At 61.3% G+C, this 15,464-nt stretch carries 9 protein-coding genes and 1 pseudogene; 3 read left to right on the top strand and 7 right to left on the bottom strand.

Features of this window, described 5'->3' with window-relative positions:
• Positions 1–13 precede the first annotated feature (13 nt).
• The 3 genes from FBY02_RS09485 to FBY02_RS09475 all read right to left on the bottom strand — a co-directional run bounded on the left by FBY02_RS09485 (position 14) and on the right by FBY02_RS09475 (position 3,557).
• The gene (locus FBY02_RS09485; protein ID WP_144926441.1) at positions 14–1,264 is read right to left on the bottom strand and encodes a sarcosine oxidase subunit beta family protein; all 1,251 of its coding nucleotides are present in this window, start codon (positions 1,262–1,264) and stop codon (positions 14–16) included.
• 21 nt (positions 1,265–1,285) lie between these two features.
• Positions 1,286–2,539 (bottom strand): serine hydroxymethyltransferase, encoded by a 1,254-nt coding sequence (gene glyA / locus FBY02_RS09480; RefSeq protein WP_047702350.1) that lies wholly within the window; start codon positions 2,537–2,539, stop codon positions 1,286–1,288.
• Between the two features lie 313 nt (positions 2,540–2,852).
• Positions 2,853–3,557: a TraX family protein gene (locus FBY02_RS09475; RefSeq protein ID WP_144926438.1), complete on the bottom strand. Its 705-nt coding sequence runs from the start codon at positions 3,555–3,557 to the stop codon at positions 2,853–2,855.
• Between the two features lie 192 nt (positions 3,558–3,749).
• On the opposite strand from FBY02_RS09475, the gene FBY02_RS09470 reads away from it, so the two are divergent.
• Together FBY02_RS09470 and FBY02_RS28355 are read left to right on the top strand one after the other, a co-directional pair.
• The gene (locus FBY02_RS09470; protein ID WP_144926435.1) at positions 3,750–4,790 is read left to right on the top strand and encodes a low specificity L-threonine aldolase; all 1,041 of its coding nucleotides are present in this window, start codon (positions 3,750–3,752) and stop codon (positions 4,788–4,790) included.
• 86 nt (positions 4,791–4,876) lie between these two features.
• Positions 4,877–5,158: pseudogene (locus FBY02_RS28355) on the top strand (transposase); the annotation flags it as partial.
• Positions 5,159–5,323: 165 nt separating this feature from the next.
• On the opposite strand, the gene gbcB reads toward FBY02_RS28355, so the two are convergent.
• Complete coding sequence (gene gbcB, locus FBY02_RS09460) at positions 5,324–6,424, bottom strand: glycine-betaine demethylase subunit GbcB (protein WP_144926432.1); 1,101 nt, start codon at positions 6,422–6,424, stop codon at positions 5,324–5,326.
• Between the two features lie 283 nt (positions 6,425–6,707).
• Between gbcB and gbcA the strand changes: the two genes are divergently transcribed.
• Positions 6,708–8,003: a glycine-betaine demethylase subunit GbcA gene (gbcA, locus tag FBY02_RS09450; RefSeq protein WP_047702354.1), complete on the top strand. Its 1,296-nt coding sequence runs from the start codon at positions 6,708–6,710 to the stop codon at positions 8,001–8,003.
• Between the two features lie 87 nt (positions 8,004–8,090).
• On the opposite strand, the gene FBY02_RS09445 is transcribed toward gbcA, so the two are convergent.
• The 3 genes from FBY02_RS09445 to FBY02_RS09435 form a co-directional block, all read right to left on the bottom strand.
• Positions 8,091–9,335 carry a metallophosphoesterase gene (locus FBY02_RS09445; protein WP_144926429.1) on the bottom strand — a complete coding sequence of 415 codons (1,245 nt, stop codon included), beginning with the start codon at positions 9,333–9,335 and terminating at the stop codon, positions 8,091–8,093.
• 27 nt (positions 9,336–9,362) lie between these two features.
• A complete protein-coding gene (locus FBY02_RS09440) occupies positions 9,363–11,231 on the bottom strand; it encodes a hypothetical protein (protein WP_144926427.1) in 1,869 nt (622 codons plus the stop codon).
• Between the two features lie 139 nt (positions 11,232–11,370).
• Entirely contained in the window at positions 11,371–14,823 is a 3,453-nt protein-coding gene (locus FBY02_RS09435) for a GMC oxidoreductase (RefSeq protein ID WP_144926424.1), read from the bottom strand.
• Positions 14,824–15,464 lie beyond the last annotated feature (641 nt).

The raw sequence follows: 15,464 nt of genomic DNA, 5'->3' as shown, positions 1-15,464 counted from the left end.
GGGATTTCTCCTGTTAGTGGGCGACGGCAGCAGCGCCATGTTCGTCGATGAGCGCACCGTTGTGGAAACGGTCGATGGAAAACGGTGCGGCCAGTGGGTGCATTTCACCCTTGGCCAGGCTGGCGGCAAACACGTTGCCCGAGCCCGGGGTAGCCTTGAAGCCACCGGTACCCCAACCGCAGTTGAAGAACATGTTCGGCACCGGCGTCTTGGAGATGATCGGGCAGGCGTCCGGCGTGGTGTCGACGATACCGCCCCACTGACGGTTCATGCGCACCCGCGAAAGCACCGGGAACATCTCGACGATGGCCTGGATGGTGTGTTCGATCACCGGGTACGAACCGCGCTGGCCGTAGCCGACCCAGCCGTCGATACCGGCGCCGATCACCAGGTCGCCCTTGTCGGACTGGCTGATGTAACCGTGCACGGCGTTGGACATGATCACACTGTCAATGATCGGCTTGATCGGCTCCGACACCAGCGCTTGCAGCGGGTGGGACTCGATCGGCAGGCGGAAGCCGGCCAGCTTGGCCATGTGCCCCGAGTTACCGGCGGTCACCACGCCGACGCGCTTGGCGCCGATGAAGCCCTTGTTGGTTTCCACACCGATGCACACGCCGTTTTCCTTACGGAAACCGATCACTTCGGTCTGCTGGATCAAGTCCACACCGAGGGCATCGGCGGCACGGGCAAAGCCCCAGGCCACGGCATCGTGACGGGCCACGCCGCCGCGACGCTGGACGGTCGCGCCCAGCACCGGGTAGCGGGTGTTCTTCGAGCAGTCCAGGTACGGGATCTCGTCGGCCACTTGCTTGGCGTTGAGCAGCTCACCGTCCACGCCGTTGAGGCGGTTGGCGTTGACCCGACGCTCGGAGTCGCGGATGTCCTGCAGGGTGTGGCACAGGTTGTACACACCGCGCTGGGAGAACATCACGTTGTAGTTCAGGTCCTGGGACAGGCCTTCCCAGAGTTTCATCGCATGTTCGTACAGGTGGGCCGATTCGTCCCACAGGTAGTTGGAGCGCACGATGGTGGTATTGCGCGCGGTGTTACCGCCGCCCAGCCAGCCTTTCTCGACCACGGCCACGTTGGTGATGCCGTGCTCCTTGGCCAGGTAGTAGGCGGTCGCCAGACCATGCCCGCCACCACCGACGATAACCACGTCGTAGACCTTTTTCGGTGTCGGCGTACGCCACATCCGCTGCCAGTTTTCATGATGGCTGAGAGAGTGCTTGAAGAGGCCGAAGCCCGAATAGCGTTGCATAGTCATTACTCCAAAACCGACTCAGCGATAAACCGGGAAGTCCGCGCACAGGGCTGCCACTTGCTGGGCGACATTGGCCTCGACATCGGCGTCGCCGAGGTTGTCGAGGATGTCGCAGATCCAGCCGGCCAGCGTCACGCACTGGGAAACCTTGAAACCACGGGTGGTCACCGCCGGAGTACCGATGCGCAGGCCCGACGTTACGAATGGCGACTGCGGGTCGTTCGGCACAGCGTTCTTGTTGACAGTGATGTGAGCGCGACCCAGGGCGGCATCGGCGTCCTTGCCGGTCAGGCCCTGACGGATCAGGCTGACCAGGAACAGGTGGTTATCGGTGCCGCCGGACACTACATCGTAGCCGCGCTTGATGAACACGCCAGCCATGGCCTGGGCGTTTTCGATCACTTGCTGCTGGTAGGCCTTGAAGCCAGGCTCCAGCGCTTCCTTGAAGCACACCGCCTTGCCGGCGATCACGTGCATCAGCGGGCCGCCCTGAGCGCCCGGGAATACCGCGGCGTTGAGCTTCTTCTCGATTTCTTCGTTGGACTTGGCCAGGATCAGGCCGCCACGCGGACCACGCAGGGTCTTGTGGGTGGTGGTGGTGACCACGTCGGCGTAAGGCAGTGGGTTCGGGTACAGACCGGCGGCCACCAGGCCAGCGACGTGGGCCATGTCGACGAACAGCAAGGCACCGACCTTGTCGGCGATTGCACGGAAACGTGGGAAATCCAGGGTCTTGGAGTAAGCCGAGAAACCGGCCACGATCATTTTCGGTTTGTGCTCGACCGCCAGGCGCTCGACTTCGTCGTAGTCGATCAAGCCGGTGGTGGTGTCGATGCCATACTGCACGGCGTTATAGAGCTTGCCCGAGGACGACACTTTAGCGCCGTGGGTCAGGTGACCGCCGTGGGCCAGGCTCATGCCCAGGATGGTGTCGCCAGCTTGCAGCAAGGCCAGGTACACGGCGCTGTTGGCCGAAGAACCGGAGTGCGGCTGGACGTTGGCGTAATCGGCGCCGAACAGTTGCTTGGCGCGCTCGATGGCCAGGGCCTCGACCTTGTCGACGTGTTCGCAGCCACCGTAGTAGCGCTTGCCTGGATAACCTTCGGCGTATTTGTTGGTCAGCCCGCTGCCCTGGGCCTGCATGACACGCTTGCTGGTGTAGTTCTCTGACGCGATCAGTTCGATGTGATCTTCCTGGCGTTGCTCTTCGGCGTTCATCGCCGCCAGCAGTGCATCATCGTAACCTTGGATTTGGTCTTGCTTGCTGAACATCGCGTCTCTCCCAGCGGCGTCGGTACGCCTTTTTGTCTTGGTGAGGCACCGCCCGTTCGACAGTGCCCTTTGGATGCGATGGTATGGCTGGCGCAGGCAGGTCAAATGCCTATGGACGCCACGCAAAGGCGCGTTTACGACATGGCATATGACGCAATCATTGTGGCGAGGGGATTTATCCCCACTGGGGCGCGAAGCGGCCCTGAAACCAGACGTCTGCGTGTGTGATATTGATTGAGTTGGGCGCTTTTGGGGCTGCTCCGCAACCCAGCGGGGATAAATCCCCTCGCCACAGCGCCCTGGGTAACACGCGCTACGCGGCGATCAGGCGGATCGCGAGTAACACCAGGAAGTGCCCGGGATACAGGGCATACGCCCAGCGCCGCATCGCCGGTGGATGACAACGCCCCGCCCGGCGCAAGAGCAACAGCCCGAGCCCTGGCGCAAACAGGCAAGCCAGCATGCCCCATACCGCCACCTCATTCCCCAGCCACGCGGCGCCATAGAGCACCCGCCACTGGTTGGCCGCCAGGCACACCAGCCCAGGCAACCATGCGAAGTACCAGGGCCGACGAAACACCAGCAACATCGCCAGGGGCAGCAGCACGCCAAAGAAACCGAACATCAGTCGTGAAGCACACAGTGCCGCCAGCAGCAACGCCCCCAACGCCAGGCATCGGGCCTCCCATTGCGGCACCTGCCAGCCGCGCGCCACCAGCAGCCCCAGGATCAGCGTCGGCAATACATTCAACGTGGAGGGATCAGGGATGAACAGTCGATAAGGGATTTCACTGATCGCGCTGAACAGCAACAGCCAGCCCAGATAACGCCAAGGCATGACACCGACCCCGTCCCGGACCAGGTTTGCCGCCATCGCCAGACAGAACCCAGGGAACGCCAGGCGTCCCGGCACATAGAGCCAATCGGCGGAAAAACCGACATATCGCAGATGATCGAGCACCATCACCAACAAAGCCAGCCATTTGAGCAGGTCCAAGGCCCCGTCACGCCGGTTCATGTGCACAGTCGTTCGGCGACTTTGTGATTTCCTGACAGAAACATCCGGTGTGTTCCCCCACTAATCTTGGGTAAAGTGCGCACCAATATCGACCACGGCGCCGTTGATCAAACACGCCGAACCATGAAACTCCCCACCCGGGAGTTTCTGCCAGGGATCTTTACCCAGGACCTCTACTCCAGGAGCAAGGCCATGACCGACAAGAGTCAACAGTTCGCCAGCGACAACTATTCCGGCATTTGTCCCGAAGCCTGGGCTGCCATGGAAGAAGCCAACCAGGGCCACCAACGCGCCTACGGTGACGATGAATGGACCCATCGGGCGGCGGACGATTTCCGCACCCTGTTCGAAACCGACTGCGAAGTGTTCTTCGCGTTCAACGGCACCGCGGCCAACTCCCTGGCGCTGTCCTCGCTGTGCCAGAGTTACCACAGCGTGATCTGCTCGGAAACCGCCCACGTCGAAACCGACGAATGCGGCGCACCGGAATTCTTTTCCAACGGCTCCAAGCTACTGCTGGCACGTACTGAAAACGGCAAGCTGACGCCTGACTCGATCCGTGAAATCGCCCTCAAACGCCAGGACATCCACTATCCAAAGCCCCGGGTCGTGACCCTGACCCAGGCAACGGAAGTCGGCAGCATCTATACCCCGGACGAAATCCGCGCCATCAGCAATACCTGCAAGGAGCTGGGGCTGAACCTGCATATGGACGGCGCGCGGTTTTCCAATGCCTGTGCCTTCCTCGGCTGCTCACCGGCAGACCTGACCTGGAAAGTGGGCGTGGACGTGTTGTGCTTCGGCGGCACCAAAAACGGCATGGCGGTGGGTGAAGCCATTCTGTTCTTCAACCACGACCTGGCAGTGGACTTCGACTACCGCTGCAAACAGGCCGGGCAATTGGCATCGAAAATGCGCTTCCTCTCCGCCCCCTGGGTCGGCCTGCTGCAAAACGACGCCTGGCTCAAGCATGCCCGCCATGCCAACCACTGCGCCCAACTGCTGGCACAATTGGTCAGCGACATCCCTGGCGTGGAACTGATGTTCCCGGTCCAGGCCAACGGCGTATTCCTGCAACTCTCGGAACCCGCCATCGCCGCCCTCACGGCACGGGGCTGGCGCTTCTACACCTTCATCGGCAAGGGCGGCGCACGGTTCATGTGCTCGTGGGATACCGAAGAAGCGCGGGTAAGGGAATTGGCGGCGGATATTCGGGAAGTGATGAGCGCCTGAGGCCTGGCGCCTGGCCTGCTGATCATTCCCACGCTCTGCGTGGGAATGCCTCCACGGACGCTCCGCGTTCGGCCTGCAAACGAACTCGCCAGATCATTGATGACCTGCGGAGCAAAGGCGCAGAGCGAGCGCTGCAACGCCTGAGGTTCAGCAAGCGGGCACATAAGCAGGACCGGGTATATCAGCTTTGGCAGGAAGGCTCACATGCTGAGCAGATTCATAGCGAAACGGTCATGCGCCAAAAGCTGGATTACATCCACTTCAACCCGGTGAAGCGTGGGTATGTGGAATTACCGGAACATTGGCGGTATTCCAGTGCGCGCAATTATGCGGGGATGGAAGGCTTGATCGAGATTCAACGATGGTAGCGTGCAGACGGCTGGGAAGCTGGGACGCGGATCGTCCCTGGCGGCATTCCCACGCGGAGCGTGGGAACGATCAGCACAATACCTGCCACCTCGTTCCCCACGCTCTGCGTGGGAATGCATCTCGGGACGCTCCGCGTTCCGGTTTCAGCGCCCCATGCGATCGACTCAGAACTCGATCCGCACATCCCCTTTCGGCACACTGCAGCACGACAGGATATAGCCTTCGGCCTCGTCGTCCTCGGTGATCCCGCCGTTATGGTCCATCTCCACTTCCCCACCCAGCTTCAACACCTTGCAGGTGCCGCAGATGCCCATGCCGCAGGCCTTGGGGATCATCATGCCGAGCTTGGCGGCGGCGGCGTGTACAGTCTCTCCCGGAGCCACGCGGATACTCTTGCCGGAGGAGGTGAATTCCACCAGGTGCAGGTCCGCAGCATCGACCTCGGGGGCATCGGCGGCTTGCTCGGCCTGTTCAACCGCGTCGGCGCGGGCTTCCGGCGGCGTGGCGCCGAAGGATTCCTCGTGATAACGCTTCATGTCGAAGCCGGCGGCTTCCAGCAGGCGCTTGACCGCGTTCATGTACGGCGTCGGGCCGCAGCAGAACACTTCGCGCTCCATGAAGTCTGGCGCCATCAGCTCCAGCATCTTGTGGTTCAGGTAGCCGCGATAGCCGGCCCAGGGTTCGCCCAGGCCATGCTTTTCACAGATCAGGTGCAGGCTGAAGTTGTCGATCCGCGACGCCATGTGTTCCAGCTCGCGGTGATAGATGATGTCCTTGGGCGAACGGGCGCTGTGAATGAACACCATGTCGACGTTGCCGTTGGTGTCGTAGTACCAGCGCGCCATGGACATGACCGGGGTGATGCCGACACCGCCGCTGAGGTAAAGCACCTTCGGGGCAGAGAAGTCGATGGCATTGAACAACCCCACCGGCCCGTGCACGGCCAGTTCCTGGCCTTCGTGCAGGGTGTCGTGCAGCCAATTGGAAACCTTGCCCCCCGGCACGCGCTTGATGGTCACCGAAAAACTGTAGGGCACCGACGGCGAGCTGGAAATGGTATAGGAGCGCATGACCTGCTGGCCTTCGATTTCCAGCTCCAGGGTGACGAACTGCCCGGGCTTGAAAAAGAACATGATCGGCTGGTCGGCCATGAAACAGAATGTGCGCACATCCCAGGTTTCCTGGATGACTTTGACGCAACGCACGATATGTCGGCCATTGGCCCAGGTCTGGGTGGTGACCGGGTTCAGGAAATTATTGGACATGCTGATCTCCACGGCCGACTGTCGGCCTTCATGGTTGTGATTGTGCTCAGGCGCCGAAACAGCCATTTACCTATTCGCGACATTCACATACTTATCGCGACCAGCCCCTAACTACCGGCTCTGGCGCGTCGGGAACAGATTGGGCCATGTCGCCCATGGATAAGGTTCCAGCCCGGCGCGGCCCCACACTCGCCCCAACAGACAAACAACGTTTTCTGCCTTGCGTAGCACAACCGATTAGCCATATTTCGCCGGCCACACAGATGGCCATGAGGATAAAACGATGGACGTGACCACAACCCTGAGCCTGGGCGATCCACTGGAACCCGCACGCAAGGCCACCGTGCAGATGCTGCAGGAGCGCGAGCGCACCTATTCGCTGCCGCAGCCATTCTATAGCGACGAGCGCCTGTTCGACATCGACATGCAGGAGATCTTCCAGAAGGAATGGCTGATCGCCGGCATGACCTGCGAGATCCCGGCCAAGGGCAACTACCTGACCCTGCAAGTAGGCAAGAATCCGATCATCGTGATCCGCGGCGCTGATGGTGTGGTCCACGCTTTCCACAACGTCTGCCGTCACCGTGGCTCGCGCCTGTGCACCAGCGACAAGGGCAAGGTCGCCAAGCTGGTCTGCCATTACCACCAATGGACCTACGAGCTGGACGGTCGCCTGCTGTTCGCCGGCACCGAAATGGGCGCCGACTTCGACATGAAGCAGTACGGCCTCAAGCCGGTGAACGTGAAAACCGCCGGCGGCTACATCTTCATCAGCCTGGCAGAGAATCCGCCGGCCATCGATGATTTCCTGTCGACCCTGGCCCATTACATGGAGCCCTACGACATGGAAAACACCAAGGTGGCGGTGCAAACCACCTTGATGGAAAAGGCCAACTGGAAACTGGTGTTGGAAAACAACCGCGAGTGCTACCACTGCGGCGGCTCGCACCCGGAATTGCTCAAGACCCTGCTGGAATGGGACGACGTCACCGATCCGCGCGCCGACCAGGCGTTCAAGGACCACGTGGCCGCTTCCGCCGCCGCCTGGGAAGCCGAGAAGATCCCTTACGCCCACGCCAGCTTCGGCCTGCGTAACCGCATCGTGCGCATGCCGCTGCTCAAGGGCACCGTGTCGATGACCATGGACGGCAAGCAGGGCTGCGCCAAACTGATGGGCCGCATCAAGAACCCGGACCTGGGCTCGATGCGTATCCTGCACCTGCCGCACTCTTGGAACCACTGCATGGGCGACCACATCATCGTGTTCACCGTGTGGCCGATCAGCGCCCAGGAAACCATGGTTACCACCAAGTGGATCGTGCACAAAGACGCGGTCGAAGGCGTGGACTACGACGTGGCGCGCATGCGCGAAGTCTGGGACGCCACCAACGACCAGGACCGTCGCCTGGCCGAGGAAAACCAGCGCGGCATCAACTCCACGGCCTACCAGCCGGGCCCATACTCCAAGACCTATGAGTTTGGCGTGGTCAACTTCGTGGACTGGTACAGCGGCCGCATGCTGAACAACCTGGGCGCCGAGCCTGCGCCGTACCTCAAGGGCATCAAGGTCCAGGCCTAAAAGCAAAAGCTTCGCGAGCAAGCCCGCTCCCACACCGGACTGATGTGGGAGCGGGCTTGCTCGCGAAAGCGGCTTAAGCAGCACCGATCACTTCGAAGACCACCGCACCGACCCATCCTCGCCATAGAACGTCTCTTCGATGTTCTCCCCCACCAGCCGCACCTTCACATACCCATTCAATACTCGCTCCGGATACACCTCATCCCCGGCCAGTTCCGTTTCCGACCACAATACCCGCGCATGCCCGTTCAGTTCGCTGGTGGTGCCATAGGGAATCGCCCCATGCCCGGCGCAACGTGCGTGCAATCCGCCCTGGGTGGCGTAGCAGATACCGTTGTGCAGGTGACCCCAGTACCAGTAATCCGGCTCACGGCCCAGTGCATCGCACACCGGTTGGTATAGCGCGGTCTTGTTGTGCCCGGAAATATCGAACCCCTGGTGGTGACTGAGCACCATCAGCTTCTTGCGCTTGGGCAGGCTTTTCATCCAGTCGATCTGCTGGCTGTTGAGCGTGCCGTCCATGTACAGGTTCATGGCGTCCGAGGCGTAGGCGCTGTCGAGGCCGACCACCAGCCAGTCGTCGTTGTACAAGGCGAAGTAACTGGTGCCCTGCTGTCCCGGAAAGCGCTTGGCCAGCTCCTTGAAATAGCCATGGGCACCGCTGTACATCTCGTGGTTGGAATTGAGGGTGAACGAGCCATGTTTGCCCTGGGGCCAGCCGACCATGTCAACATCCTCCTGGGAATGTGAACCGGCGTAGTAGACATCCCCCAGGTGAATGGTGAAATCAGCCTGGGCCAGTTGCATCTGATTGGCCACCGCCACCGCCGGGGCGTGGCTGTCGAACGGTCCGGTGCCCCAGTCGCCAGCGATGGCCAGCACCACGTCGCTGTCCATTTTCACCAGTGCCGGCGTGGTGCCGAACGTCGCGTGGTGGCGCAGGTTCTCGATCCACTTGAGCAGCGCCTCGCTCCACAACAGATCCAACAGCTCCCATTTGCGACAGCCCAGCAACGTGCCGTCCTTGAGTACCCGGGTCGGCAACTCGTCCTCGCTTTGCGGCAAGGGCTTGGCGTTGCCGATCTTCAGAATCGACAGGCCGTGGGCCAGTTCCCACGGCACCGCCGGTTCGTCGTCCGGCAGGTCGCCATGCTCGATCACGTGCCGGGCCTGGTCGTGACCGCGTTGCAACAGCTTGACGATGGCCTCGAACTCCTCGGGTTCCAGGTCATTGACGAGTTTTTTCCAGGACATCTCCAGCCGCGTGACCAACCCATGCAGGCGGACCTTGACCTTGTCGATCTCATGTTCCCAATGGTGCAGTAATGACATGTGGATGCTCCTTCGCCGTGCCCTGGGCTACAGGGTCTTCATGAATTCGATCAGGGCTCGCTTGTCGGTGTCCGACAGTTGCGTGCCATACAGGTGACCGCCGTTGTGGTTGCCTTCCAGGCGGGTGTCGTATTTGAAATCCGCCGACGCCTTCATCTGCGCACCACTGGTGACAAAGCCGACCTTCTGCGGGTCGTAGATATCGGAGCCGGTGTAGAACACCTGCGGACGCTGTTCCGGCGGCAGCAGCAGGTCCCAGAGGGTCGGGACCGAACCGTTGTGCAGGTACGGCGCACGCAACCAGACGCCGTCGGTGGGGGTATTGCTGTAGCTCTGGGTCTTGCGGTACGCGCTGAAGTCGAACGGCGGTTTCTTGAAGCCATGGAACGCCGTCACCAACCCGATGGTGAAGGAATCCAGGCGATGGGGATCGGTGCCCAACTGGTCGATGTTGGTGGTGACCTGGCCCGTGTCGGTGCGACCGAAGTCGTGGCAACCGGCACAGTTCTTCTCCCAGATCGGTTTGCCCTGGGCCACCTTCGCCTGGTCCAGGGCGAACGGCCAGGCCGGCGCCTTGTGCCCCAGTAACCAGTTGGTCACCCGGTTGAAGCTGGGCGGCAGCACCGATTCCGGCGTCGCCCCCACAGCCATGGCGGCTGCGTAGTTGCGCTCGTGGATATTGTTGTTATTGCCGTCCCAGTGCAGGTACATCGACTCGCGGGGTTTCTGGTTCCAGACCTGCGGCAGGTCCACGGTGCCGATGGTGGAGTCATCCGGGAAGCCGAACACCACCATTTTGGTCGGGTTGAAGGTGTCGGTCCGCCCGGGCCCCTGGGCCGGACGCAGTTTCTGCCAAGCGTAGGCCTGCTTCTGCTTGAGCAGCGCGCTCTTGGCCATCGGGATGATCAGGTAGCGGTTGTACAGCTTCTCGAAAAAGCCCAGCTGGAACTTGCCGTTGATCGCGGCCATGATCGCATCGGGGGTGAATTTCGGGTCGCTGGCGCAATCGTAGGCGAACCACTGGAAGGCTTGCAGTTGCAAGGTATTGGCCGGCGCGCTCGCGACCGGAACCGCGACATCAGTGGCGCTGGCCCGGTAGGAGCCGGTGTGACACAGGGCGCAGTTCGGCTCCACGGTGGGGTAACCCAGTTGCCGCTTGGCCATGCCGATGGGCAGGTCCCTACCGTTCTCGTAGAGGAAGCCGAACACTTCGTAACCGCCAGGCTTGGGCATCTTTTCCGGGCACATCTGCGGCAGCACGGCGAACAGGTAGTAAGGAATCCGCGCCTCGATGCCGAGGCCGATGGCGGCGTATTTGTAATGGTCTTCGTCGGATGCGAAGTCCGGTTGCGGTACCTCGCGGATCATCTGGTACCAGGTCTGGTAACCGATGAAGCCCAGCACCAGCACCACCACCAGCGCACCGGTCCTGAAGCGGGGACTGTGCCAATGCCGTATCCAGCCATCACGCCACTCCCGGCAACCGGCACAGATCAAGGCCAGGGGGCGATTGGCAACCGGGCTGCCCAGGTACAGCAGCACGCCCAGGATCAGGAACATGCTCAGGTCGCCCATCAGCATCGGCACGAACAACGGACCTTGGTTGTTGGTGTTGATCAGGTAGATCCAGAACACCACCGCCACCAGTCGCGAGAGCACGCACAACCACGAATTCACCACGAAACGCGGCGCATTGAACCCCGAGGGCATGTAGAACAGGCTGATGCCCACCAGCAACATGCCAGTGTTTTCCAGCCAGGGATCGGACAGCACAGGCGGCAGCCCGAGCATGGACGTCAGCAACGCCGGCGCGAACAACGCCGGAATCGCGAAGAACATGTTCATGACAATTCCGACCCAGATGATGCGTTGGTACCAGCGGATGTAAGTGTTCATGGGCATCCTTTTTCCTTGGGGCCTGTTCCTGAAATGCGGTGCTTTTCAGTCCGTCTTCGCGAGCAAGCCCGCTCCCACAGGAGATCGCGTGCCCCTGTGGGAGCGGGCTTGCTCGCGAAGAAGTCGACTCGATCTGATGTCAGCCGAGGGCCGTTTTCTCCAGGTGCTCAAGGATGATCGGATACACATCCACCACCGCATCCTTGCCGAAGATGCAGTCGATATGGCCGTAGCCTGGCACCTCGTGGCGGCTGAACAGTTGCGGGCCATGCATGTCGCACAGCCGTTCATAGGTCTTGAGGGTGCTTTGCGGCAGGTAGCACTGGTTGTCGGCGCCGCTGATGAAGCAGATCGGCAACTTCAACCGATCGAAATGCGGCATGTAGACGTCATTGCCCTTGAAGTCCACCAGGTGCCCCTTGCGCACGATCAGCGCCAGGTGCTCGAAGGTGTGCATGTTCGACTCGCCGAACAGTTCATGCAGGTTGTCGTGCAGGGTTTCGTTGAGGGTGTCGTGGCGGTACAGCGACGCATACATGAAGGTGATGCGATGGCAGACCGGGTTGGTGCAATAGCCCTGGGCCTCGATCCGGGCATAGCCGTTCAGCGCTTTGTCGTAGAGCTTGTTGAACCAGTTCTCCTTGGTGTCGGCGTAGGCGGTCAGGGACTTGATGCCGATGGCGTCGAGCATGCCCGGCAGGTGCAGGCCGGCCTTCAGGCCGGTGGCCGTGGCAACCACCGTATCGGCGGCGATCTGCGAACAGACCACTGAGCGCACGCCTTGCAGGCCCGCCAGCATGGACATGAAGAAGGTCGTCGCACCGTAGCAATGCACCACGCATTGCACGTCGCGGGCGAGGGTCGCCTGCTGGATCTGTTCGATGGCTGCCTTGAAGTCGTACTGGGCCACCTGGTCGCCGTTCCACTCATGCTTGCTGGCGGGCAGCAGGATGCTCACCCGCAGGTCCAGCAGCCAGACGTCGTACTCATGCTTGCACAGGTACTCCAGCAGGTTGGTGTGAATGGTATCGGTGGAAAAGATGTTCGAGCCCACGCCCAGGCCGTGAACCAGCATCACCGGACCTTTGCTGCCCGCCTGATAGCGGGTCAGGCGCAACTGGACGCTGTCTTCGGTTTCGAAGAAATGCACGGTCGGTGCCGGTGCGTCCAGCGGCCGCTTGATCCTCGGCGGCGCATCCGGGTTGAAGTAGATATCCCCGGCGAACACCCCGCCGTAACTCTCCCACAGGATGCCGGCAAAGAACTTGCCGAACCGTGCCAGGGCCTCGACCCGTTCGCGCTCGTTACGGGCGTTGAGCACCTTCATGGTGGTCATCTGCTTGGCAAAATCCGCCGGCAGGATGTGCATCACACCCGAGCCGAGTACCGCGCCGGTCTTGTCCGGCCCGCGATAGAGGGTGACATAGAGGGTGCTGGTGTCATGCCAGACATTCAGCACGCCGTTGTCCTCGGGCACGGTCTTGAAGGCGCTGAAGTAATAGTCGCTGCCGTCCTCGGCGGTCAGCTTCATGTCGTAGTTCATGTGCCGAACGCCCACCTGCTCCTGATATTGCTCGAACAGGTTGAATACGCCATTGCTGGCAACCAGCGGCTGCGGCGAGAGCAGGGGCGCATCCAGGGTACCCACCAACGTCGCGGCGTGCTCCGGCTCCTTGATCATGCGATTGAGGTCATCGGCGGTGATGGTCAGGGTGAACTCGATGGTCGAGTTGTCGGTTTTTCCGCGTTTCGCCGCCGCTTCGTAAAGCGTGAGATCGGTGCCCTGGGCCTGGGTGAAGGCGGTGGAGAAATAGCCCTTCATGGTTTCGGTGAACTGCACGCCGAGGGTTGGCGGCGCCACCGACTTTTGCGGGGCTGAGGGCAATGTGTAATCGATCATCCAGCCGCGATCGGCCGCCAGCAGGCCCATGTTGCGCTCGCTCACCGCCGAAATGGTCAGCAGCGGATTGACCGCCAGGGACGTCGGAATCACCGCACCGTCGGCCACATACAGGCCGGGGTAGACATCCGTGCCGCTGGTGCCACTGAACACCTGGCCCTTGTGGTTGACTACGCCTTGCGTCGCGTCCTCGCCCATCACGCAACCGCCCAGGGGATGAACCGAGACGATGCTGTGCTTGAGCAGCTTGGTCCAGATCGGATTCTCGACCCAGATCCCGCCCAGGGCCTTGGTGCTCTGATGCAGACGCTCATTGCCGAGGGTGACGTTTTCCTGCTCACCAACACCGGGCCAGTCAATGCGCAACTGGTCCTTGCTGTCGAGCACCATGCGGCCCTTGCCGTTGTCGTGGCTCATGATCAGGTAGGTCTGCATGTTGTGCAACGCGCCGTAATACGGGCCGCGCAGGAAGCTTTCGGCTTCCCGCCCCTTGTATTTCAGGCTGGCACCGAAACCTTTATCGGTGGGCACGCCAATCATCTCGGCGAATGCCGCCATGCTCGGCACCATCGGCCGGCCGAGGGCGCCGGGGATCGAACCTTCCTCGATGACCATGCGGCTGCGCCAGTCGCCCTCGGTGCGCATGTCGATGATCGAGGTGATGCACGGCCCCACCGGCTCCAGCTCCTTGGCCGAATGGGCGCCGAAACCGATACCGTTGATGGTCTGGTCGCAGTTGTGGCCGAACCCGAGGATGTCACCGTTGCCGCTCATGTTCTCGCCCAGCTGATTGGACATCGACAGCCCCTTGTCCCTGGAGCGCAACATGATCTCGGTAGAACCCAGGGTACCGGCGGACACCACCACGATGTCGGCCCGCACGAACAGGGTCGGTGCCGAGAACAATTCGCGACCGCTATCCAGGTACTGGAAGTGCACGATCCAACCATCGCCGTCGCGCTCCAGGTGCCGCACCTCAGCCTGGCAGAAAATTTCCGCGCCGTGGTTCCAGGCATCCGGCAGGTAATTCATCAGCGTGGTGTTCTTGGCCTTGTTGTTACAACCGGAGACGCAGTCGCCGCAGCCGTTGCATGGCAACTGTTCGACGCCGACGTGGTTGAGGTTGTTGGGCAGCTTGTCGAACGTGACGTTGATGGGTGGCCGATAGAAATGCGCCGTTTGCTTGAGGTAGTCGGCCGACTTGCGGTGGGCTTCGAGCTTGGGCAGCTTCGGCTCCGAAGACGGGTAGGCATTGGGCTTGAGCATCTCCCTGGCCCGCGCGTAACCGTCCTTGAGCAGCGTGTCACGGTGTTCGCGCACCTCCAACGGCCAGCGTGGGTCTTCGAACACGCCAGGCTCCGGTTCCAGGGAGACGTTGGCATTGATCAGCGAAGTGCCGCCCAGGCCGCAACCCACCACCACGTTCTGCTGGGCATTGACGTGCAGGTCGAACATGCCGGTGCGCGAGCCGATGTGGCCGTCAGGGTCATGCACCTGCAACTCCTCGGTGGCCGCCAGCAGGGTGTTGGGGTATTCGCCGGGTTGAATCTCACGGCCCCGCTCCAGCAGGCACACCTTGCGCCCGGCCCGGGATAGCCGTGAAGCGGCGATACCGCCGCCGTAACCGGAGCCGATGACGATCACGTCATAGTGTTCCTTGATATCACTGATGGGGGTCGAGATCCGTGTCATGTCCAAGTCCTCTCAGGCAGAAAGGGCAACTCTGCGGTTGCCTGTAAATCGAAGGCGTCCAAGCGCCTGGCCACAGTCCCGTAGAGGGACCTGCGGCAGTCAACGGTATGGCAGGTGAAACGAGCCGTGGGTGAAACGCTATTGGCGTGCACGCTGATTGGCGGCGCGACGGCGAATGCGCCTGGGCAACAACATGGGCGGCGTCGGGATGCAATTCACCGAGGGGGGGAGGTACGAGTGAGGGTGTCGGCTATCCATCCTGTTCTCCCTGAACCAGATGTGGATAAAAACGCTGATGTCCTTGTGGTTTGGAGTGAAGACACGCGACAGGTTTGCGTCAAGGCAGTTCCTTAGAACTGTATGAAATTTGACCTATAGCGTTTAAGACTATGCCCGCCGGGCGCCGCAGCCTTTCGCGAACAAGTTATCCACATGGCCACCCACAGCTAATGGGGACAAATGCGGTCCGAGATAGATGAGCCCAGGAAAAAACTGAGCAAAAACCGGGTTTTATGCACAGTGAAGGGTTCTTCCGCCATATTGGATATTTTTTAACCAAAAGTCGTGAGAGCTTGATCTGCATGGCCTGCAGAGGTGAGCGAACACCTTATCCACAGAAGCGCCAACAGCGTTTGGGGGTA

The organism is Pseudomonas sp. SJZ078 (assembly GCF_007828255.1).
Classification (GTDB): domain Bacteria; phylum Pseudomonadota; class Gammaproteobacteria; order Pseudomonadales; family Pseudomonadaceae; genus Aquipseudomonas.
Note: the sequence above shows the minus strand (reverse complement) of the source record. Positions and strands in the feature narration are given on the sequence as shown.